Below are 21,452 nucleotides of genomic sequence, written 5' to 3'. Positions count from 1 at the left end.
TAGAATGATGTGCCAAAGCAGGAAACAATGGGTAAAGAAAAGTGGTCACTGTTTGTAGCATTCGCGGCGAGACTCGCCTCGCACCCACTTCTGTTTACCTATGTAGAGCGCGTATGGGACCCATAGGTAGCTTCCTTAATGGTCCTTTGCTTGCTTGGTGACTCTCTGCTCTCTAGTTAGTCTCTGGTCTCTGGCTTGGTTTTTTGACCGGTTACTGTAATTTAACAAACGCTAATACTTAGGTCTTGGTTTTTTCCCGCTTTTGCAGAATAGGCCACGGATCTTTCTTTATTCACTGTAAGAGATCTCTTACTTTTTGCATTTGAAACTGACTTTTTAATGGCATGCCATCTCTATAAAAAAGTAGTTTTGATTATCTAATGTTCTTAAATTTAGCCTTTTGGGATAATGTGCACCCCACTAAAGTATTATATGTTTTAATATTATTGTTTCCTTTGTTAAACAAATGTAGTTGCGCCTATTATACTAAGGTCTGAAACGCCGATTGACTATAACTTGTTGGGCTTGTAAGTTAGGTCTGCTTTTGAAATGGACTTACCAGTCGTAAAAGATCTTATATGGAGATAATCTCATGGCGAAAGATGGTTCAGTCGCTCCGAAGGAACGTATTAACATCAAATATGTTCCCTCTACGGGTGATCAACAGAGTGAAATGGAACTTCCTCTTAAGTTGTTGGTTTTAGGTGACTTTAAGGGTCATCCTGAAGACTCTCAATTGGAAGAGCGTAAGACGGTTCAAGTTGATAAATCTAATTTTGAATCCGTTATGAAAGAAGCCAATCTGTCAATTTCTGCGACAGTTGACAATAAATTGACAGATGAAGATGGTGCTGAGTTGTCTGTTGATCTTAAATTCGATTCCCTCAAAGATTTTTCACCTGATTCTATCGGTGAGCAGGTTCCTGAAATTCAAAAGTTAATCGAACTTCGTGAAGCTTTGGTTGCACTTAAGGGACCATTGGGAAATATTCCTGCCTTCAGAGCTAAGTTGCAGGAATTAATTGCAACGGAAGAGTCTAGAGAAAAGCTGCTGAGTGAATTGCAGCAGATGGAACAATAATTCAAGCCAATATAAGCCGTTATGGAGATAGGCTGTGGATTATGTCTCGGATATAGACATAAGTGTAATTGAGGAATCAAAATTCATGGATGTTCAAAATCAAACATCAGGCGCTTCCCAAAGTGCCAATGCAACTCTGCTCGATCAGATAATGGCACAAACCCGGATGGCGCCGGTGGATGAAGGCTATGACATTGCTCGCCGTGGTGTTGCTGCTTTCATCGGTAACATTCTGGAGACAGACAACACTGCCGAGCCGGTCAACAAGGCTCTGGTCGACAAGATGTTGGTTGAGCTGGATAAGAAGATCAGCCAACAGATGGATGCCATTCTGCACAATGAAAAGGTGCAGCAGATAGAATCAGCCTGGCGCAGCCTCAAGCTGTTGGTCGACAGAACCGATTTCCGTGAAAATATCAAAATTGAATTGCTGCACGTCACTAAAGACGAGCTGCTGGATGATTTTGAATTTTCACCGGAAACTGCTCAGTCTGGTCTGTACAAGCATGTTTATTCTGCCGGTTACGGCCAGTTCGGTGGTGAGCCTGTTGGCGCTATCGTCGGTAACTATGCCTTCACCCCTTCGACTCAGGATATGAAGCTGCTGCAGTACGTTGGTGCTGTTGGGGCCATGGCTCATGCGCCATTCCTGTCTTCAGTTGCGCCTGAATTCTTCGGTGTCGACTCGTTTGAAGAACTGCCGAATCTCAAGGACCTCAAGTCTACTTTCGAAAGCCCCAAGTACACCAAGTGGCGTGGGCTGCGTGAGTCTGAAGATGCTCGCTACATAGGTCTGACGGCGCCTCGCTTCCTGTTGCGTGTGCCTTATGACCCAATCGATAACCCGGTTCGCAGCTTTAACTATCGTGAAAATGTCAGCGCCAGCCACGAAGATTACCTCTGGGGTAACACGGCGTTTGCTCTGGCTACCCGTTTGACCGAGAGCTTCGCCAAGTATCGCTGGTGTCCTAACATCATTGGCCCACAGAGCGGTGGTGCGGTGGAAGATCTGCCGGTACACGTGTTCGAATCCATGGGCGCTTTGCAGTCCAAGATCCCAACCGAAGTCTTGATCACCGACCGCAAGGAATTTGAACTGGCCGATGAAGGCTTTATCAGCCTGACTATGCGTAAGGGCAGTGACAATGCGGCCTTCTTCTCTGCTAACTCGATTCAAAAACCCAAGGTGTTCCCCAACACCAAGGAAGGCAAGGAAGCCGAGACCAACTACAAGTTGGGTACCCAGATCCCTTACATGATGATCATCAACCGCCTGGCACACTACATCAAGGTGTTGCAGCGTGAGCAGATAGGTTCCTGGAAAGAGCGTCAGGATCTGGAGCGCGAGCTGAACAACTGGATCAAACAGTATGTCGCCGATCAGGAAAACCCACCGGCAGATGTTCGTAGCCGTCGTCCTTTGCGTGCCGCCAAGGTTGAGGTGATGGATGTTCAGGGCGATCCAGGTTGGTATCAGGTTTCCATGGCTGTGCGTCCGCACTTCAAGTACATGGGTGCCAACTTTGAACTGTCGCTGGTAGGACGTTTGGATCAGGAGTAATCACGTTGTTGAACGATGATTTCTCCGGAACTTTTGGTGTCGGCTTCTTTGAACGCTTGGGAGCCGAACGCCAAAGTGGATATGGCGACAGCAGCTTGGATGCTGTCGTCGATTCCATCAAACGTAATGTTTCACATATTCTCAATACCCGCATTGGAGAAAGCCAGAGCTGTCCTGAACTGGGACTGTTCGATTTCAATGATGCCAGTTCCGGCAGTGTGGATCTTGGCCTGAGGATGCGTAACGGAATCAAGGCTTGCCTGAGCCGCTTTGAACCCAGGCTGACAGATATTGATGTCAGCGTGTTGTTCGATGAGGGCAATCCGATGAACCTCAGGTTCCACATCTACGGCAGCATCAGAGTGGCTTCCAACAAGGATAAGTTGAAGATCGATTTGTTATTGGATAACAGTCGCAGATACAGAGTGGTTTAGCAGTGCCTCAGGACAAATACTTCAGGGATGAACTTGCTTTCTTGAGAGAGCAGGGGCGGGAATTTTCGGATATCCATCCGCAGTTGGCGCGTTATCTTCACGGTAACCACACTGATCCCGATATCGAGCGTTTGCTCGAGGGCTTTGCTTTTCTGACCGGTCGACTCAGGGAAAAGATTGACGATGAATTCCCCGAGTTTACTCACTCGATGATCAGCATGCTGTGGCCCAACTATCTCAGGCCGATTCCCAGTCATACCATCATGCGCTTCTATCCGCATGAGAAGGGGATCACCCACAGGCAGGAGATTGCGGCCGGTTGTATGCTGGACAGTCATCCGGTCGAAGGGCAGATCTGCCATTTTCGTACCTGTCGTCCTGTTGATGTTTATCCGGTGCAAATCCGTCATATAGATGCTTCCCATTCCCGGGAAGCCTCTATTATTCAATTGGATTTTGATAACAACAGCGACCTTTCCCTGCTTGAAATGGGGCTGGAAAGCCTCAGGTTTTATCTGGGAGGCCAAAGCTACAGTGCCCAGATGCTGTATCTTTGGTTGAATCATTATCTGGACTCTATCGAAATTGTCGGCGCCCATGGCAGCTATCGCTTGCCGCGCAGCAGCTTTGCGTCAGTAGGATTTGAAGCCGGCAGCGGTATCTTGCCTTATCCGAAAAACGTCTATGAAGGCTATCGGATCCTGCAGGAGTACCTGACATTCCCCGAGGCGTTTCATTTCTTCGATATCAAGGGAATCGCCAAGTGTATCCCCGAATATCTCAAGGGTGACTTCAGCCTCAAACTCACTTTTTCCAAGACGCTGCCTGCCGACGTGCATGTGCGTCAGGATACTTTCCTGCTTTACTGTGTCCCGGCTATCAACCTGTTTGAGCACGACGCCGATCCTATCGATCTCAACGGCAAGCGGGTCGAATACCCGATTGTGCCCTCCAGTCGCCATCCATCTCACTTTGAAATCTTCAGTGTCGACAAGGTGCAGGGTTGGCTGGACTCCAATGAGGGCAGAATGCGTGGCCAACAGCGGATCTATTCGCCGTTTGAGAGCTTCCAACATGAAGTGGAGCGCGCCCGTAATCGCACCGCGCTTTATTACCGGATGCGGGTGCGCGACAGCATGCGCAACGATGGCCTGGATCATTGCCTCTCATTTGTGCGCAGCGATGAAACCCAGTGCCTGGACATGACAGAAGCCGTGTCGGTGACACTGACCTGCTCCAACCGGCAACTGCCGACCAAGTTGGGCAAGGGTGACATCTGCGTCGCCACAGATACATCGCCAAGCTTTGCCCGTTTCAGCAATATCACCGAGCCTAGCCACCCTTTGCGGCCTGTGCTCGATGGCAGTTTATTGTGGACCCTGATCTCCAACTTGTCGCTCAACTATCTGTCACTGCTGTCCCGTGATGCCATCTGTTCCATCATCCGCGCCTATGACTTCAAGGCGTTGGTCGACAGACAAGCCGAGCGGGTCACCCGGATGCGACTCGACGGCATCAGCAGTATTCAGTCCGGGCCGACCGAAAGAATTGTCAGGGGATTGCCGGTTCGCGGCCTCAAGACAGAACTGGTGCTCGACCAACAGTATTTCGGCTCCGAGGGCGACCTTTACCTGTTCGGCACTGTGCTGAACCACTTTTTTGCCCTCTACGCCAGCATCAACTCGTTTCATGAGTTGGTGGTTATCAATGCTCATAACAAGGAAAGGTACACATGGGATATCCAGAGCGGTCAACAACCGCTGATATAACCTTTCCCGAGCCGGGTGGCAGCAGGCTGCCGCAGGACTACCGTGAGTACAGTTTTTTCCAGTTGGTGGAGTTATTGCACCAACTGGAAGGCAGAGATCCGGAAGATGCCCAGTGGGAACTGGCCGGTGAGTTGCAGTTCAGCGCCAATCCAAGCCTTGGATTTGCGCCGGCGGATATCTCCATGCTCGAGTCTCTGGGGGATGGGCGCCTGCGGCTGGAGACCTGTTTCCTCGGTCTCAATGGCGCCCAGTCGCCGCTGCCCAGTTACCTGCTGGATATGCTGCTCGAGGATGAAGACGGCATTCGGCGCAACTTCCTGGATTTCTTTAATAACAGATTGATTTCCTTGTTGTATCGCCTGTGGCGCAAATACCGTTATTACGTGCGTTTTCAGGACGATGCCAGCGACAGCTTTTCGGCCCAGGTCTACGCCCTGGTGGGACTGGCCAACGAGGATATCCGCGGCGACACGCCAATCAACTGGTGCAAGATGCTGGCCTACGCCGGCATGCTCGCCGGTCGCAGCCGCTCGCCCCAGGCGGTTGCCGGCATAGTGGCGCACTGTTTCGACCTGCCCCAGGTGAGCATTCGCCAATGGCAACTGCGACAGGTGGAGATCCCCGAGTCCCAGCGTTGCCGTTTGGGGATGGCCAATTCCAGGCTGGGGGAAGACACCATGCTCGGGGAGCGGGTCGGCGATCTTTGCGGCAAGTTTGTGCTCTGTATGGAAGAGCTGTCGTTAGAGCGTTTTCGCGATTTTCTGCCATCCGGGCGGGAGTTCCAGCCACTTTGCAAGGTGATGGAAGTGATCCTGCGGGAACAGATGGCCTATGACCTTGAGCTGACGCTCAGGGAAGATGAAGCCCCGCTGCTGCAACTGGGGGAAGAAAAGGGCGGCCAATTGGGATGGTCCTCTTTCCTCGGCAAGGGCGATAGCACGCGCAAGAGCGTATTGATTCAAATCAGGCAATAAAGGGAGGTTGGCCTCTTGAGTAATTTGATTGCGTTGAATGTGGTGAACTCCCAGTTGTTGGAGTCAGGCCTGGTGCCCCACACAAGAATGAACAAGGATGGCGGCCTGATAGGCGCCGGCCCAGGTTGCGAATGGGTGCTGAGGGACAGGGAGCGCACCATAGGCGACTACTTCTGTCGCATCCTCTGGTTGGACGGTCATTTCTGTATTGAAGATCTCTGCGGCCGGGTGTTTCTCAACGGCTCCACCGTGGAGCTGGGGCGGGATCGCAAGGCTCGGCTGAATGAGAACGATCATATCGCCATTGGCCCCTACAAAGTACGGGTGACGCTGCTCGACAGCGAGCAGGCCGATGACCCGGTAACCGGCCAGCTTTCTGAATGGTTCAAGTCTGAGAACGGTTCACTTATTCAGGCTGAAACCGCCGAAGAAGAGGAAGAAACCGATGCCAGTCTGGATGACCCTTTACTGGCACTGGACAGGCAACAACAGGCCGCGGTCAAAAGCGTTGAATTTGACCAGGAATCTGTGACCAAAGAGCAGGAAAACGCCGAATCCCTGCTGGCCAAGGAACTCTACTGGCAAGGCAAGAATTTTACCGCCCAGGCCGACACGGACTTCGATACCGGTTCGGCTATTCATCTGAACAAACGAGCGAAAATGGACAATATTATGGACGAGAATGCACTGGACTTACTGGAATCTGAAGTCAAAAACGGCCTGGGCAATGATTGGCCCGCCGATGAAGGCACCCATATCGCCACCGGCCCTATGCTGCGCGGCTTAGGGGTACAGTTGGGTGATATGAACGACACAGGCACCCAGCAGGCACTGGCCATTGAAATGGGCGCTGCTTTGCAGGCCGCCATTAAAGGCCTGCTGTCACTGCATCAGGACGCGCAAAGCAGCCGTTATGATCTGATCAACAAGAACCTGCAGCCCATCGAAGATAACCCACTGCGTCTGGGGCTGGATTATCAGGAAACTGTCCGCACCCTGTTTGATGACAACAAGAGCCCGGTGCATCTGTCTCCGGCGGCCGCCATCAGCGAGAGCCTGAATTCCATCGAGCACCATAATGAAGCGGTACAGCATGCCATCACAGAGGCGCTCAACTACATCCTCAAGTCTTTCTCACCCGACACCCTGCTGAGGCGCTTCAGCCAATACCGCAAGGTGAGCGAGTCGGCGCTCAACCCAGGTGATAACTGGGCCTGGGAAATGTATGAGAACTACTACCAGGAGCTGACGTCATCCCGTCAACAGGGCTTCCGTAAACTCTTCTGGGAAGTGTTTGAACAGGCCTATGACAAGAAACTCAGGGAACTGCAAAGGGAATTCTGATGGGACTGATAAGGCTGGGTTTAATCGGGCTTTGTTTGCTTCAGCTGGCCGCTTGCAGCTCGGCATGGAATGCCACCAAGAAAACGGCGCAGGTACTGTGGGATCCTTCCATTCCAGTGGGAGAGGCCAAAGACCTGCCGACACAACTGACCTACAGCATGTATGCGCTCGATAAGGTCAACCCCAATGCGGCCGGCGATGCCACGCCGCTGGAGCTGGTGGTGTACGAGCTGGAAGATGACTCCAAGTTTCTGGCCGCCGACTTTGACTCGCTCAAGGCGGATTATAAAGAGGCGCTCGGCTCCAATTATATCGACCACAGTGACTACACCCTGCTGCCGGGACAGTTCAAGTTTATCGACCATTTCGCTGTCGATGAGGACACCAGATACATAGGCATCATGGCGCATTTCAGTGATCCCGAGGTCGCCCAATGGAAGAAGGTCGTCAAGATCAAACCCATGGGCCGTGAATATCACCTGCTGATGTTTTTCAGTGAGCAGGACATAGTACTGGATAAAGTGGAATAACAATGTCTTCAAGAAACAGAGTGATATGGAGTGAAGGGCTGTTTATCAAACCCCAGCACTTCCAACAGCAGCAGCGTTATCAGGAATACCTCACTGACGCCAGGCTCAATGCGGTCAGCGGTTACCTCTATGGGATCACCGAGCTTGAACTCAACCCCGAGTATCTCAGCTTTGGTCGCATTGCGATTCAGCGTGCCCGTGGCGTAATGCCGGATGGTACTGTGTTCAACATCCCTCAGGAGGATGTCTTGCCGGACGCACTGGAAGTGGCCGACAGCTCACTGGCCAACCAGATTGTTTACCTGGCGCTGTCGCTGCGCAGTGATTCAATTACCGAAGTGGCCCAGGACGAGCAGGGCGCCGGACGTTATCTCAATCGGCGTCACGAGGTGCGGGACATTCACACCCATCAGGGCGACTTTACCGCCATTGATGTCAGCCCGGTCAGGCTCAGATTGATGCTGGAGAAGGAAGATCGCAGCGCCTACAGCTCGCTGGCCATCGCCCGCATTCTGGAAAAGCGTCCCGACGGCAGTGTGGTGCTGGATCCCAACTTTATTCCCTGCCACTACAATGTCAGCGCCGTGCCGATTTTGCACCGTTTCCTCGGCGAGATGGCCGGTCTGATGCGCGAGCGGGCCCGCAATATCGCCCAGCGCCTGGGCTCGCCGAGCCAGGGCGGGGTGGCAGATGTGGCCGATTTCATGTTGCTGCAATCTCTCAACCGCATGCAGCCTGTGTTGCAGCACCAGTCCCTGTCGCGGACCCTGCATCCGGAAACCCTGTATCAGGCTCTGGTCAGTGTTTGTGGTGAGCTGTTCACCTTTACCGATGATAGCCGCATGGCACCGGCGTTTGCCGCCTATGACCACGATATGCCGGTATCGGCCTTCACTCAGGTAATGTCGACTCTGCGTCAGTCTCTCAGCATAGTGCTCGAGCCCAAGGCGGTATCGCTGCAGCTGCACAAACGCAAGTATGGCCTCATGGTGGCGCCGGTGCAGGATCCGGATCTGTTGAAACAGGCCGACTTCATTCTGGCGGTGCGCGCCAGAATGCCGCTGGACGAACTCAAGAAACTGTTTATCCAGCAGACCAAGATCGCCTCGGTGGAGAAGATCCGCGAGCTCATTTCGCTGCAGCTGCCGGGTGTGCCTCTGTCTCCGCTGCCGGTGGCCCCAAGGCAGTTGCCTTACCACGCGGGTTACACCTACTTCCAGCTGGAGCGTTCCAGCCGGGCCTGGGAGATGCTGGTGAATTCCAGCGGTTTTGCCTTCCACGTGGCGGGGGACTTCCCGGAACTCGAACTGCAATTCTGGGCTATCAGGAGCTAAGAAATGGATATCAAAGCAGAAAAACAGCCTATATCGCCTGAGCAGGTCGAAGAGCTGCTCTATGACGAAGCGCAGAACATGAATGCCGATAAAGAGTATTGGTTTCAACTGCGTGGTGACAGCCTCAATGCGCTTATCGATGCGGCATCTCCCCTTATCGGCATGGTGTTGCGGGTACGCAAGCTGGCCATCTTGGATGATGTGGAAAAGCTCTATCACAACACAGTGGATGACATCATGGCCATCGAGGCCGAGCTCACCGAGGCGGGCTATGATCGCGCCGAAGTGCTGGCCTATCGCTATGTGCTTTGTTCCTTTATCGATGAAGCCGTGATGAATACCCCTTGGGGCGCCGACAGTGCCTGGGCCGAACATTCGCTGCTGACCCGTTTTCACAATGAAACCTGGGGCGGTGAGAAGGTGTTTGGCATCCTGCAGCGTCTGGAAACCGAACCGAGCAAATATCGTGAACTGCTGGAGTTTATCTACCTGTGTTTCTGCCTGGGTTTCGAAGGGCGCTACAAGGTGGTGGCCAACGGCCGTGAGGAGTTCGACAAGATAGTCAACCGCCTATATGAAACCCTGCGCCACCTCCGGGAAGAAGAACCGGAACTGCTGACCGGGGCCACAGAGCATGTGGTCAACACCCGTTATCGCCTTGGGCGTCAGATGCCTATTTGGACAGTCTTTGCCGGTTTCGGCCTGATGCTGACCATAGTCTTTCTGTTTTATTCCCTGTCCCTGGCGAACAAGTCCTCGGGCGTGCTCAAGCAACTGTATCAGATCCTGAATTGAGGAAGCTGTGATGATCCGAATTGAACTAACTACCTTGATCGGCAAGCTCAACGCCGTGACCAAACTCGCCATGGAAGAGGCGGCATCACTCTGTATTGCCCGTCAGAACCCTGAAGTGACCTTTATGCACCTGCTGACTTGTCTGCTGGACAATCCGTTGGGTGATGTACGTCTGCTGCTCAAGGCCGCCGAAGTCGATGCCGAGCAGGTAAGGCAAATTGCCGGTGAAACCCTGCCAAGGGAAGAGAGCCTTGAAACCTATCCGGCATTTTCACCGCTGCTGGTCGAGCTGCTGCAGGATGCCTGGCTGCTTTCAAGCACCGAACTTGGCCAGACGGAACTGAGATCCGGCGCCATCTTCGCCGCCGCACTGATGCAGGCCGAGCGTTACCTGCCAAGGGATCTCGCCACTCTGCTTGGCAGCATCAATCGCGAAACCCTGAGACGGGAATTCAATACCCTGACCCAGGCTTCATCCGAATCGCAAACGGTCAAGGCCGAGCGCGGCGCGCCGGTACTGAATGAGGCCCAATCGTCGCTGGCCAAATACACCAGCAACTTTACCGAGTTGGCCCGCAAAGGCGAACTGGATCCTGTATTGTGCCGGGATGATGAGATCAACCTGATGATCGACATCTTAAGCCGCCGCCGCAAGAACAACCCGATAGTGGTTGGTGATGCCGGTGTGGGCAAGAGTGCCGTGGTGGAAGGTTTGGCGCTGCGTATTTGTGACGGCCGGGTGCCGGATGCGCTCAAGGGGGTGCAGCTGTTGTCGCTGGATCTTGGTCTGTTGCAGGCCGGTGCCGCGGTCAAGGGCGAGTTTGAAAAGCGCCTGAAGTCGATTATTGAAGAGGTCAAACAGTCGGCCGAACCCATCATACTCTTTATCGATGAAGCCCATACCATGATAGGCGCCGGTAATCAGGAAGGTGGCGGTGATGCGGCCAACTTGCTCAAACCGGCTCTGGCCCGTGGTGAGCTGCGCACCATAGGCGCCACCACCTGGAAAGAGTACAAGAAGTATTTCGAGAAAGACCCGGCGCTGAGCCGCCGTTTCCAACTGGTGAAGCTCGATGAGCCCAGTGTTGAGCAGGCAGTGAATATTCTCCGTGGCCTGCATGGGGTCTACGAGTCTTCCCATAATGTATTGATCCAGGACTGCGCCCTGCGCTCGGCGGCGTATCTGTCGGCGCGCTATATCTCCGGCCGTCAGTTGCCCGATAAGGCCATCGATGTGCTGGATACCGCCTGTGCCCGAATCGCCATTAATCTCAGCAGTACTCCCAAGCGTTTGGCGGCATTGGATAACTTGCGCCATCAGCGCCATATGGAAACCGAACTACTGGAGCGCCAGAAAAAACTCGGTCATCCGGTTGATGAAGAGCGCCTGAATCATCTGCACCAGGCCCAGGAAGAAGCCGACAGTGAGTATGCCGAGCTGGAATCCCTGTGGCAGCAGCAACAGGCCGGAGTCACTCAAGTAGTGGCCCTGAGACGCGCCATTCTTGATTGTGACGATGAAGCCGAGCTCGAAGGGCTGCGGCTAGAGCTGCAACAGGCCGAAGAATCACTCGAAGCCATCAGTGGCGATCAACGCCTTATTTACCCTCAGGTGGATGAGGCCCAGATAGCGGCAGTCATCTCCGACTGGACCGGCGTGCCGGTATCGCAAATGAGTGGCGATGAGCTGCACAAGATAACCCATCTGCCTGAGCTCTTGGGGCATAGCCTCAAAGGGCAGGATGTGGCCATTGCCCGCCTGCACAAGAATATGCTCACCGCCAGGGCAGACCTGCGCCGCGCCGGACGTCCCAAGGGCGCCTTCCTGCTGGTGGGCCCAAGTGGCGTCGGCAAGACAGAAACCGTGGTACAGATTGCCGAGCAGCTGTATGGCGGCAAGCAATTCCTGACCACTATCAATATGTCCGAATATCAGGAGAAACACACTGTCTCCAGGCTGATAGGCTCGCCTCCCGGTTATGTCGGTTTCGGTGAGGGCGGTATTCTGACCGAGTCCATCCGCAAGATGCCTTACTCCATAGTGCTGCTCGATGAGGTGGAAAAGGCGCATCCGGATGTGCTGAACCTCTTCTATCAGGCGTTCGACAAGGGCGAATTGGCCGATGGCGAAGGCCGGTTGATTGATTGCCAGAATGTGCTGTTTTTCCTGACCTCCAACCTGGGCTATCAGACGATAGTGGACTACAGCGCCCAGCCAGAGCTGCTGGACGACAAGCTCTACCCTGAACTGGCGGCCTTCTTCAAGCCTGCGCTGCTGGCGCGAATGGAGATAGTGCCCTATCTGCCGCTGGGTGAAGAGGTGCTCAAGGAGATCATTCACTACAAGCTGGCGTCGCTGGAGCAGCGTTTGCTGGAGCGTTACAAGGCCAAGGTGCATTGTGACGAGGCTCTGGTGGATGAAATCATGCGCCGCGCGACCCGCAGTGAAAACGGCGCCCGTATGCTGGAAGCCATCATAGACGGCCAGGTACTGCCGCCCTTATCGCTGTCGCTGCTCAACAAGCTGGCGGCCAAAGAGGAGGTCAGTGAGATCCATCTGGGCTGCCGTGATGGTGAGTTCTTCGGAGAGGCGCGATAGTGGTGACTGAGCAGTGGTTGGAACAGGCGGCAAAATTGCTGGAATGCCAGCAGTTTGATGGGCTGTTGCAGCAGTTTCTCGATACTTTGGCATTGGAGTTGGGGCTGGATAACCATCTGTTTCTGGCGCCGGGCTTCGATGGTCGGGAACTCAAGCCACTGTCCTGCCTTGGCCTGTGTGAAGGGATCTCATTGCAGGCGCTTTGTTTGGCGGTTACCGACTTTCGTCATCCGTTTGCCCATGTGTTGCAGACAGGCGAAGCCATGCTGCTGAACAAGGCCCGGCTCGCCTACTGGCAGGAGCACAGCGGTTTTGTCAGCCTGTGCGATCGGGTCGGCAAAGAGCAGGCACTGCTGCTTTTCCCGCTGAGCCATGAGGGGCATGTGCGGGCTATCCTCTGTCTGCGTCTGGCTGAGCAACAGGGCAGTGGTCTGCTTGTCCGTCAGGACTGGCAGCAATATGCCGCCGTGTTTATGCGCCACTGGCAGTTGCTGGATAAGTTGTTGCGGCAGAATTCAGATCAGTCTCAGCTGTCGAGCTCGCTCGATGAACTGCGTCGCCAGCAGCAACAACATGATGCCATGCAACAACTTGGCAAGAACCTGGTGGGCGACAGCCAGGCCATGAGTCAGCTCAGGCAGGAGATAGTGCGCGGCGCGGCCTCACAGTTGTCTGTGTTGGTGCAGGGCGAAACGGGGACGGGCAAAGAACTGGTGGCCCGGGCGATACACGACTTTTCCGAGCGCAGCGGCAAACCTTTTGTGGCGATCAACTGCGCTGCAATACCGGAAAACCTGCTGGAGTCCGAGCTGTTCGGTTACGCCAAGGGGGCCTTTTCCGGTGCCGACAAGGATAAGCAGGGGCTGATAGCCCAGGCGCACCAGGGCACGCTGTTTTTAGATGAAATCGGTGATATGCCTTTGAATCTGCAGTCCAAGTTACTGCGGGTACTGGAAACTGGGCACTACCGGGCACTGGGAGGCAACAAGGAGATCTACGCCGATTTTCGCTTGGTGGCCGCTACCCATGTGAACCTCAAGGAGCAGATCCACAGTGGTGAGTTCCGTCGCGATCTCTTCTACCGCTTGTGCCAGTTTCCACTGCAGGTACCGGCGCTCAGGGAGCGGCTCGAGGATATCCCCGATTTAGCGGCGCACTTTATTGCACTGTTCAATCAGAGTCAGCAGCGACAGATCCCCGGCATCCGCTTCAGCGCCCTCAATCGGCTGAAGAACCACGGCTACCCGGGTAATGTCCGCGAGCTGCGCAATATGCTGGATTATGCCTGCGCCCTCACCGCCGACGGTGTCGAGATAGATACCGCGTCTTTGCCGGCAACGGATTCGGAAATGCCCAAGCCGCAATTACCCAGCGAAGAGGGGCAGGAGTTTGAGGCCATTTCCGATCTCAGGCTGGCGGTAGCTCAGTTTGAGCGGGCGGTGATCAGCGCCAGATTGAAGGCCTGCAACGGTGACAGAGCCAAGGCGGCTGTCAGTCTGGGAATGCCGAAACGCACCTTTTCCCACAAATGCCAGAAGTTGGAGATTAACGAATAATGTCAAGGATTCAAGGCGTTATATTTTTATGCCTGTGGGGACTGGCCGCTTCGGCTCAGGCCTCGGACGACACAGTGGCCAAGGCAGAGGCTTGTACCCAAATCCCCTCCAGACTGGAGCGACTGGCTTGTTTCGATGAGCTGTTCAACACTCCGGTGGCAACCGTGGTGCCGCAGCAAACCACTGACAGCAGCCCTTATCCCGAGGCGTTTCAGGTCGCCATGGCGTCCGAGAAAAATCGTCAGCAGGGCATGGCCTTTATTGCCGGGCATCAAGCGGATGCCGTAGAAGATCTCTGGTTGACCGCACCCGCCATAGGCGCCTTGCCACCGCGTCCGGTACTTATGCTCAGCTGCATCGACGATATCAGCCGGGTCGAGCTGATGTTGCCCACTGCGTTGGAAGATGGCTGGGCCCAGGTAGGGCTGCAGATCAACGGCGTCGAGCAGCAATCACAGCGCTGGCTCAGTGATGATACCGGCTATATCTTCCGCACCGGCCGCGGCCTGCCGGCCATTCAGGTGATGAAAGCCCTGATCCGTGGCGACGATGTGCGCCTGCGTTCGGCCAACAAGGCGATAGACGGCTTACAGTTTGATACCCGAGAACTTGGCAGTGCGCTCAAGCCACTGCGTCAATCCTGCAGGTGGTGATAGATGGATCTGAATCAATACCTGGATAAAGTCAGCCGCCCCATCAGTGAGGCCAATCCCATAGGAGAGCGCCTCAGCGATGATGTGCTGTTTGACTATGTGGAAGGCCAGATGATGAAGGTGGGGTCGCTTTCGCATTCCGAAGTGCAATGGCACGAGGTGGAGAGTGCGGCCTTAAAGTTGCTGGAAACCAAGAGCAAGGATTTGAAACTGCTCACCTATTTGCTGCAATGCCTGCAGCATCAGTGCAGTTTGGAGCGTTTCTCCTGTTCGCTGGCACTGCTGGAGCGTTTTATGGCCTCCTTCTGGGAGACTTGCCATCCGGCGCCGGGCCCCAGAGGCGTGTTGCCCAGGCGCAAGTTTTTCGCCCAAATAGTGCAGCGAACACTGAAGGCGGCCGAAGGGCTGGATACCGATTTTTGCGATCCCGACACCAAGTCGGTATTGCTGCAGTCTCTCAAGGCTCTGTGTGATACCGCGGCCGCCAAAGAGTTGCCTGTGGATGAAATGCAGGCCCTGGAGGCCAAGCTCAAGCGCCGTTTCAGCAGTGAGCCTGCCAACAAGCCCAAACCCGCGCAGGAATCCAGCGCCGGTGAAAGCCGCAGCAGCAGTGAAAGCAGGGATATGCCCAGGCTGGAGATAGACAACAGCAGTGACAAGGCTACCAAGCAAGCTCTGCTCAAGGTGGCGGACTTTATCGCCGAGAATCCGGCTGGCATGGCGCTTGGCCTCAGGCTCAGACGCTTTGCCATCTGGTTCAGTGTGACCTCGGCGCCGGAAAATGCCAATGCCAAGGGCGAAACCAGCCTGATGCCTATCTCTGCCGACAGAGTGGCCGAGTATCGAAGCCAGTTGGCCAAGAGTCCGGATCTGGCGCTGCTCAGACGCATAGAGCAGAGCCTTAGCCTGAGTCCTTTCTGGATTGACGGTCATTGTCTCAGTGCTCAATTGGCACAGACCTTGGGGCAGCCGGCCTGGGCTCAGGCGATTCTGGAAGAGACGGCGGCCTTTGTTGAACGTCTGCCTGCACTTTTGGATATGTCGTTCAAAGGCGGCGTGCCTTTTGTTTCCAAAGAAACCCGCAGTTGGCTCAACGGCAGCGAGCAGCAGAGTTCAGGCTCGGCCGAAGGCAACAGTTACGAGCAGGAAATTTGGGAACTGGCCGCCAGTGGCGGGTTGTCGCTGGCATTTGCGGCGCTCAACGAAAAACTGCACAAGGCCACTGAGCCGAGGGACAAGTTCTATCTGCGGCTGCTGGGGGCCGATTTGAAAGACAAACACCAGTTAGGGGCTATGGCAGAGGTGGAGTACCAAGTGCTGCTTGGCCAGGCCACGGACACCAGTCTGGCGGATTGGGAGCCGGGTCTGATGTCTCGTTTACAACAAAAAGTCAATCTGAGTTAGGTACAGGGAAATGTATATGTGGTCGATGATCAAATCCTTTTTGAGGAAACTGCTGCCGGAACTGAAGTCGGCGCTGCCCATTTTGCTGGTGGCTATCTTCGTTCTGGTCAATGTGGCGATTTGGTGGGCGGGCCCCTGGCTGGAGCTGGACGGTGAGAAACCGTTGGCATCGACAACAGCCCGAATTATAGCCAGCACCATCTTCTCCCTGTCCTGCTTTACTATTTGGGGCTGGGTGCAGTGGCGTCGTCTGCTGCGTATCGGTGCCTTGAAGGTCAGGGAGCAGCAGCTCAAGGAAGACCCGGTGAAGATCCTGGTGGAACGCCAGGAGCAGGAACTCAACGAGGTGATGGTGGGCATGAAAGAAAGCCTCAACACCCGTAATTACCTGTACGCCTTGCCTTGGTTCCTGGTGCTTGGGGTGGAAAACGCCGGTAAGACCAGCCTGATTAACCGCTCCGGGCAGAAGTTTGTTTTCTCTTCCGTTATGCGAGCCTCGGGCAAGAAGTCTGAAAACCCTTTCTCTTTTGACTGGTGGATAGGTGACGATGCCGTACTGATTGACCCGGACGGTGAGCTGTTGACCCAGAAGCCTTCGGTAACCAGCCCGGATGGCGAGACAGAGCGCCGCCTGTGGTTGCACTTTGTCGAGTGGCTGGAGCGCACCCGCAGTCGCCGCCCTCTGAACGGCGTGGTGTTGGCGCTGGACATGGCCAGCCTGGTCAGCGATCCTGTGGCTGAACGCAAGGCCTACGCCCACTTGTTGCGTGCCAGATTGCGCGAGCTGATGGAAACCCTGTCAACTCGTCTGCCCGTGTATATCACCCTGACCAAACTGGATCTACTGCTGGGATTTGAGCCCTTCTTCCGCCATTTCACCCAGGCGCAGCGAGATGAGATCCTCGGTTTCACCTTCTCCCTGAATTCGGTCAACGATCTCGACAGCTGGCTCAATGAGTTTGATCAGGATTGGCAAGACTTTATTCAGCGCATCAATGCCGGCCTGCCAAGGGCGCTGCTGCAGTGCCGCGACAAGGAAGAACGCTCGGCCATCTACAGCTTCTCACGTCAGATTGCCGGTGCCCACAAGGTGCTGCGTGAGTTTTTCGTCGATGCGTTGGCAAGCGATCAGTTCTCGACCTCGGCACTGGTGCGCGGGGTTTATATGACCTCTGTTTACCAGCAAGGGGTGCCGACAGATGCCTATGTGGATGGCGCTTCCCGCCGTTATGGCCTGAGTGAGTCGGTCAACAGTGCCCAGCGCAGTGAAAACTCTACTCCCTATTTCACCCGTTCGCTTTTTACCCGCATCATATATCCGGAAGCGGGTCTGGCTTCGGACAACTTCAAGGTGGCCAAGCAAAAACGCCGCATCATGGCGCTGTCCTTTGTGGCCTGCTCCATCGCCTCTGTGCTCTTGATTGGCAGCTGGCACAGATACTACCTGCTCAACAGCGCTCAGGCCGATGCCGTGCTGAGTAAGGTGAATGAATACAACGAGCTTATCGACAACACCAATTTCGATCCGCTGGCCCGCAACGTGATCCCGCCACTGAACACCATTCGGGCGGCCACCCTGGAGTTTGGTTTCTTCCGTGACAAGCCGAGGTTAATCTCAGATCTCGGCCTCTACCAGGGTCACACCATAGGACCCAAGGTGGAAGAGACCTATCTGAACCTGCTGTCTTATCGTTATCTGCCGATACTGCTCCGGCAAGTAGCGCGGGATCTGGCCGATGCGCCAGAAGGCAGTGATGAAAAGCTGGCGGTATTGCGAGTATTCAGAATGCTGGCCGACAAGAGTGGCCGCCGCGACAGCTTTGTTCGCGAATACTTTGCCGATGTTTGGCAGAAGGCCTATGAAGGCAATCGTGAGCTGCAGACCCAACTGATGGAGCATCTGGATTACGCCTTGTTGCACACAGACTTGCAGCATGCACGGCTGGAGTCCAATCCGGACGCCGAGACTGTGCTCAAGCCGTTCGATACCATGGTGGCCCAGGCCCAGAATGAGCTGAGCCTGTTGCCGATAGAACAGCGGGTATACAGATACCTCAAGTCCTCTTCGGTATCTCTGTTGGGGGCGCCGCTGGATCTGCGTTTGACCGTTGGCCCGGCCAATGAATTGGTGTTTGACTCCCAGATAGCGGCGCAGGATCCTGAGATCTTCAAGATCCCGAAAATACTCACCAAACAAGGTTTTGAGCGCTTCTTTATCCCGAGATCTGATTCAGTCGCCGAGCTGGCATTGATTGACAGCTGGGTACTCGGCCAGGCTCACAGCACAGACTTCAGCGATGCCGACAAGACGGCGCTGCGTAACAAGATAGTGGCCCAATATCTGGCCGACTATAACGCCAGCTGGCGCCGGGCGCTGAATGGCTTTGAACTGAAGAATTTCGAAGACATCAACCAGGCAGTGTTGGTACTGGATAATGTGGCCATGAGCAACAAGCCGCTATCGCGCCTGCTGGAAACGCTGGGCAGCAATACCCAGCTGTTCCCGAATATGCCGGATGATGATCAGGCCCGTCAGGCGCTGCTCAAATCGCCCCAGTATCGTATCGCCTCGACCATAGACGGTGACTTTGTCGAACTGAACCAGATGCTCAAGTCCCAGGACGGTAAGCCGGCTTATCTGGATGAGGTGATGGAAGCCGTGGTGCGCCTGCACGCCTATCTGCGCGGGATCCAAAACTCCCCGGATGTGGGCAAGGCGGCACTGAAGGCGGCTCAGGAAAGGCTCAAGCTCAACGACGCCGACCCTGTTTACGCGCTGGAACGTATTTCCGATGGCCTGCCCAAGCCGCTGGACTCCATGGTGTCCAAGTTGGCCAAGGAGAGCTGGAAGGTCGTGCTGCAGAGTGCTATCAAGCATCTTGAGGTGCGTTGGTACAACGAAGTGTATATGGAGTTCCAGCAGAATCTGGCATCCCGTTATCCCTTCAATCCCAAGGCCACTAAACAGGTGTCGATTGCCGATTTTGAACGTTTCTTCGGCCCGCAAGGCACGTTGAATACCTTCTATGATCAGCAGATGCGGATGTTCCTGGAAGAAAATATGGATCAGCTCAACCAGCTGGCAGGCAGTGAAACCGGCCTGATCCGTAAAGAGGTCTTGCAGGCGATAGAGCAGGCGAAACAGATCCAGACCGCCTTCTTCAACCTCAAGGGTAACCTGGACGTACAGTTCACCCTGGAGCCACTGCAGATGAGCCCCAACAAGCGTCGTAGTGTGATCAACGTCGATGGCCAGTACGTGGAATACACCCATGGCCCACGTCGCGCCATCGAATTGGTATGGCCTAATACCCTGCGGGAAACGGCCGAGAGTAAGCTGACTTTGGTGCCAAGCGAAGTAAATATGTCACCGCGTTCCTTGAGCTACGAAGGCCCATGGGCATTCTTCAGGCTGCTCGACAGCGCCAGGATCACCGGCTCCAGCTCGACCAGTGTGGATTACCAGTTCAATGTGGATAAGGGCGATATCTCCTATCGGATCCACACGGCAGACAACAGTAATCCCTTTACCTCAAATCTGCTCAGCAACTATCAGTTGCCTAAAACACTCTACTGAGCCGCCGGGCTTCCACAGCGTGGAAGCCCAATTCCCCTGTGGGACTCAACTTAATGGAATTTGAGGTGTACCAAGTTGATACAGCAAACAACAGTGAATGCCGGATGGTTCAGAATGACCGCAGCACCGGCTCAGCTTCGGGAAGATAACCGCTATCAGCAGATGCGTAGTGAGATCAACCGGCGCCAATCTCCCTTCAGTGGTGGGACGGATTGGGAAAAGGTCTATGATCTCGCCGCCACCCTGGCGATGACTGATGGGGTGGATCTACTGGCGGCCAGCTACTTTTCGGTGGCTGCAGCCAAGACCCGCGGCATTGCCGGTTTGGCATCCGGGCTGGAGTTACTGTTAACCGTGTTGGCGCACTCGAAAGAGATGGGCACTATCAGCCCGGAAAAGTGCGCCGAAATACTGAACTGGGCCATAGGCAAGTTATTGCCGGAGCTCAAGGATATGCAGGCTACTGAAGGCAATATCCGTGAGTGGTATCGGTGTGAATATGCCTGTCAGCAGCTGTTTGAGCTGATGCAGGCGCGTCAACCCAAGCAGATGCCAAACCTGGATGCGCTCGGCTTTCAAATCTTCGACAAGATTGATGGCGTTAAACAACCGGCCAAGCGACCCGCTGTTGCCACAAGTGCTCAGCAGCAGGCTAATTCCAAGGGGCTGAGTTGGCCGCTGGGACTCATCCTCTTGTTGCTGGCATTGACGGCGGGACACTTTGCCGAACCTTTGGGACTGACCATAGGGCAGAAATTCTGGCCGGAGCGATTTGCGCCCAAGCCACCCGAGCAGGTGACCCAGTTGCCGACTGAAACGGCATTGCCGCTGTGGCAGAAGATAGATCAGCTATTTGCCGCCGCACCTTTGGCCAACGATGAGCCATATGTTTATCCCGAGCAGGTGGATTATCTGTTGGAACTGGACAAGTATTTCCAGCGTTTTGCCGCCAGTCGCACCCGAGCGGCCAACTTAAGCAAAGAGTTACAGCAATGGCAGGGGCTTGATGCCAACAAACTCAGTGCGCTGCAGCGTCAGTCACGGGATATGGCCGAGTATGCCAGCAGCCTGTCCCCCGTGTTGGCCAGAGCCTACTTCATCGATGAGCTGCTCAAGCAACAGCAAAATGAGCGGGCAGCTCAGGAGCTGACACTGCTGGACAGGCAACTGAAATCCCTGCTGATCAAGCGCACTTTGTTGGCCCAGAGTTTGGGGCTCACTCAGGCTTCTGGCGTTACAAATGACCCGGCAGCCAAAACCGCCCCAGACTCGAATAAAGCACCAATGGCGGCGGGTTCAGATAGAGCTAATGCCCAAGATGCGGCCGATGTTCAAGATGTTGTTATGTAATACAAGAATTCCCCCGTTTGGCCGCCTTTGTGTTCGCTCTTGAACTCTGGCCTTTGGCGGCTTTCGGGCAACTCTTTCAGGCCACTCTCTTCGGGCAAGAATTTGCCCGGCGAGCAAAAAATTGCCCGGGTTCGGGCAAGAAATTGCCCGGAGAGCGGGAGTGGGTTTGTATATTGTTGTAAAACAGTGGTTTACGATTTGGCATGCTTCTGGCATTGGCTGATGAGGTTTTATCACTCATTCAACAGTAAAAGGAATTAACCATGCCAACACCATGTTATATCTCCATCGAAGGTCAAACCCAGGGTAATATCACCGCAGGTGCGTTTACGGCCGAGTCAGTGGGCGACATCTTTGTGGAAGGTCATGAAGACGAGATGCTGGTTCAGGAATTCAACCATGTGGTGACAGTGCCGACCGACCCACAGTCAGGTATGCCTTCGGGTCAACGGGTGCACAAGCCGTTCAAGTTCACCGTGGCGCTGAACAAG

Annotated in this window: 16 protein-coding genes; all 16 read left to right on the top strand. The window is 54.6% G+C overall.

The genetic code is table 11. The annotated features are described in order from the left end of the window. The first annotated feature begins 592 nt into the window (after positions 1-592). Positions 593-1,081 carry a type VI secretion system contractile sheath small subunit gene (tssB, locus tag N512_RS0118500; RefSeq protein ID WP_025012103.1) on the top strand — a complete coding sequence of 163 codons (489 nt, stop codon included), beginning with the start codon at positions 593-595 and terminating at the stop codon, positions 1,079-1,081. 85 nt (positions 1,082-1,166) lie between these two features. Then, on the top strand, positions 1,167-2,642 hold the full coding sequence (gene tssC, locus N512_RS0118495; RefSeq protein WP_025889984.1) for a type VI secretion system contractile sheath large subunit: 1,476 nt from the start codon (positions 1,167-1,169) through the stop codon (positions 2,640-2,642). 5 nt (positions 2,643-2,647) lie between these two features. After that, positions 2,648-3,076, top strand: coding sequence for a type VI secretion system baseplate subunit TssE (gene tssE / locus N512_RS0118490; protein ID WP_051472870.1), 429 nt, complete (start codon positions 2,648-2,650; stop codon positions 3,074-3,076). A 2-nt stretch (positions 3,077-3,078) separates the two neighbouring features. Continuing rightward, the gene (tssF, locus tag N512_RS0118485; RefSeq protein ID WP_028781261.1) at positions 3,079-4,845 is read left to right on the top strand and encodes a type VI secretion system baseplate subunit TssF; all 1,767 of its coding nucleotides are present in this window, start codon (positions 3,079-3,081) and stop codon (positions 4,843-4,845) included. After that, a complete protein-coding gene (gene tssG / locus N512_RS0118480; protein ID WP_028781260.1) occupies positions 4,809-5,819 on the top strand; it encodes a type VI secretion system baseplate subunit TssG in 1,011 nt (336 codons plus the stop codon). The genes tssF and tssG overlap by 37 nt, the downstream gene beginning before the upstream one ends. A gap of 15 nt (positions 5,820-5,834) precedes the next feature. Beyond that, positions 5,835-7,163 carry a type VI secretion system-associated FHA domain protein TagH gene (tagH, locus tag N512_RS0118475; protein WP_028781259.1) on the top strand — a complete coding sequence of 443 codons (1,329 nt, stop codon included), beginning with the start codon at positions 5,835-5,837 and terminating at the stop codon, positions 7,161-7,163. Beyond that, positions 7,163-7,693 (top strand): type VI secretion system lipoprotein TssJ, encoded by a 531-nt coding sequence (gene tssJ, locus N512_RS0118470; protein WP_025889986.1) that lies wholly within the window; start codon positions 7,163-7,165, stop codon positions 7,691-7,693. Before tagH ends, tssJ begins: the two co-directional genes overlap by 1 nt. Before the next feature lie 2 nt (positions 7,694-7,695). Further along, positions 7,696-9,027 carry a type VI secretion system baseplate subunit TssK gene (tssK, locus tag N512_RS0118465; protein ID WP_025889987.1) on the top strand — a complete coding sequence of 444 codons (1,332 nt, stop codon included), beginning with the start codon at positions 7,696-7,698 and terminating at the stop codon, positions 9,025-9,027. A gap of 3 nt (positions 9,028-9,030) precedes the next feature. Next, positions 9,031-9,822: a type IVB secretion system protein IcmH/DotU gene (gene icmH, locus N512_RS0118460; RefSeq protein WP_028781258.1), complete on the top strand. Its 792-nt coding sequence runs from the start codon at positions 9,031-9,033 to the stop codon at positions 9,820-9,822. Between the two features lie 10 nt (positions 9,823-9,832). Further along, the gene (tssH, locus tag N512_RS0118455) at positions 9,833-12,421 is read left to right on the top strand and encodes a type VI secretion system ATPase TssH (protein WP_028781257.1); all 2,589 of its coding nucleotides are present in this window, start codon (positions 9,833-9,835) and stop codon (positions 12,419-12,421) included. Further along, positions 12,421-13,977 (top strand): sigma-54 interaction domain-containing protein, encoded by a 1,557-nt coding sequence (locus N512_RS0118450; RefSeq protein WP_028781256.1) that lies wholly within the window; start codon positions 12,421-12,423, stop codon positions 13,975-13,977. The genes tssH and N512_RS0118450 overlap by 1 nt, the downstream gene beginning before the upstream one ends. Beyond that, complete coding sequence (gene vasI, locus N512_RS0118445) at positions 13,977-14,630, top strand: type VI secretion system-associated protein VasI (RefSeq protein WP_025012072.1); 654 nt, start codon at positions 13,977-13,979, stop codon at positions 14,628-14,630. Before N512_RS0118450 ends, vasI begins: the two co-directional genes overlap by 1 nt. Positions 14,631-14,633: 3 nt before the next feature. Then, positions 14,634-16,034 (top strand): type VI secretion system protein TssA, encoded by a 1,401-nt coding sequence (gene tssA / locus N512_RS0118440; protein WP_028781255.1) that lies wholly within the window; start codon positions 14,634-14,636, stop codon positions 16,032-16,034. Between the two features lie 16 nt (positions 16,035-16,050). Further along, the gene (gene tssM, locus N512_RS0118435) at positions 16,051-19,611 is read left to right on the top strand and encodes a type VI secretion system membrane subunit TssM (protein WP_037475545.1); all 3,561 of its coding nucleotides are present in this window, start codon (positions 16,051-16,053) and stop codon (positions 19,609-19,611) included. A 75-nt stretch (positions 19,612-19,686) separates the two neighbouring features. Next, positions 19,687-20,961: a type VI secretion system ImpA family N-terminal domain-containing protein gene (locus N512_RS0118430; protein WP_197021474.1), complete on the top strand. Its 1,275-nt coding sequence runs from the start codon at positions 19,687-19,689 to the stop codon at positions 20,959-20,961. Positions 20,962-21,224: 263 nt separating this feature from the next. After that, positions 21,225-21,452: type VI secretion system tube protein TssD (tssD, locus tag N512_RS0118420; protein WP_028781252.1), on the top strand; the 228-nt coding region annotated here is incomplete at its 3' end.

The organism is Shewanella sp. 38A_GOM-205m (genome assembly GCF_000518445.1).
Classification (GTDB): Bacteria; Pseudomonadota; Gammaproteobacteria; order Enterobacterales; family Shewanellaceae; genus Shewanella; species Shewanella algae.
This window is presented reverse-complemented; position numbering and strand designations above follow the sequence as displayed.

Excerpts from the sequence above, each read along its gene's own strand:
- tssB (WP_025012103.1), top strand. The coding sequence starts at position 593 with ATGGCGAAAGATGGTTCAGTCGCTCCGAAGGAACGTATTAACATCAAA.
- tssC (WP_025889984.1), top strand. The coding sequence starts at position 1,167 with ATGGATGTTCAAAATCAAACATCAGGCGCTTCCCAAAGTGCCAATGCA.
- tssG (WP_028781260.1), top strand. The coding sequence starts at position 4,809 with ATGGGATATCCAGAGCGGTCAACAACCGCTGATATAACCTTTCCCGAG.
- tssJ (WP_025889986.1), top strand. The coding sequence starts at position 7,163 with ATGGGACTGATAAGGCTGGGTTTAATCGGGCTTTGTTTGCTTCAGCTG.
- tssK (WP_025889987.1), top strand. The coding sequence starts at position 7,696 with ATGTCTTCAAGAAACAGAGTGATATGGAGTGAAGGGCTGTTTATCAAA.
- icmH (WP_028781258.1), top strand. The coding sequence starts at position 9,031 with ATGGATATCAAAGCAGAAAAACAGCCTATATCGCCTGAGCAGGTCGAA.
- tssH (WP_028781257.1), top strand. The coding sequence starts at position 9,833 with ATGATCCGAATTGAACTAACTACCTTGATCGGCAAGCTCAACGCCGTG.
- vasI (WP_025012072.1), top strand. The coding sequence starts at position 13,977 with ATGTCAAGGATTCAAGGCGTTATATTTTTATGCCTGTGGGGACTGGCC.
- tssA (WP_028781255.1), top strand. The coding sequence starts at position 14,634 with ATGGATCTGAATCAATACCTGGATAAAGTCAGCCGCCCCATCAGTGAG.
- tssM (WP_037475545.1), top strand. The coding sequence starts at position 16,051 with ATGTGGTCGATGATCAAATCCTTTTTGAGGAAACTGCTGCCGGAACTG.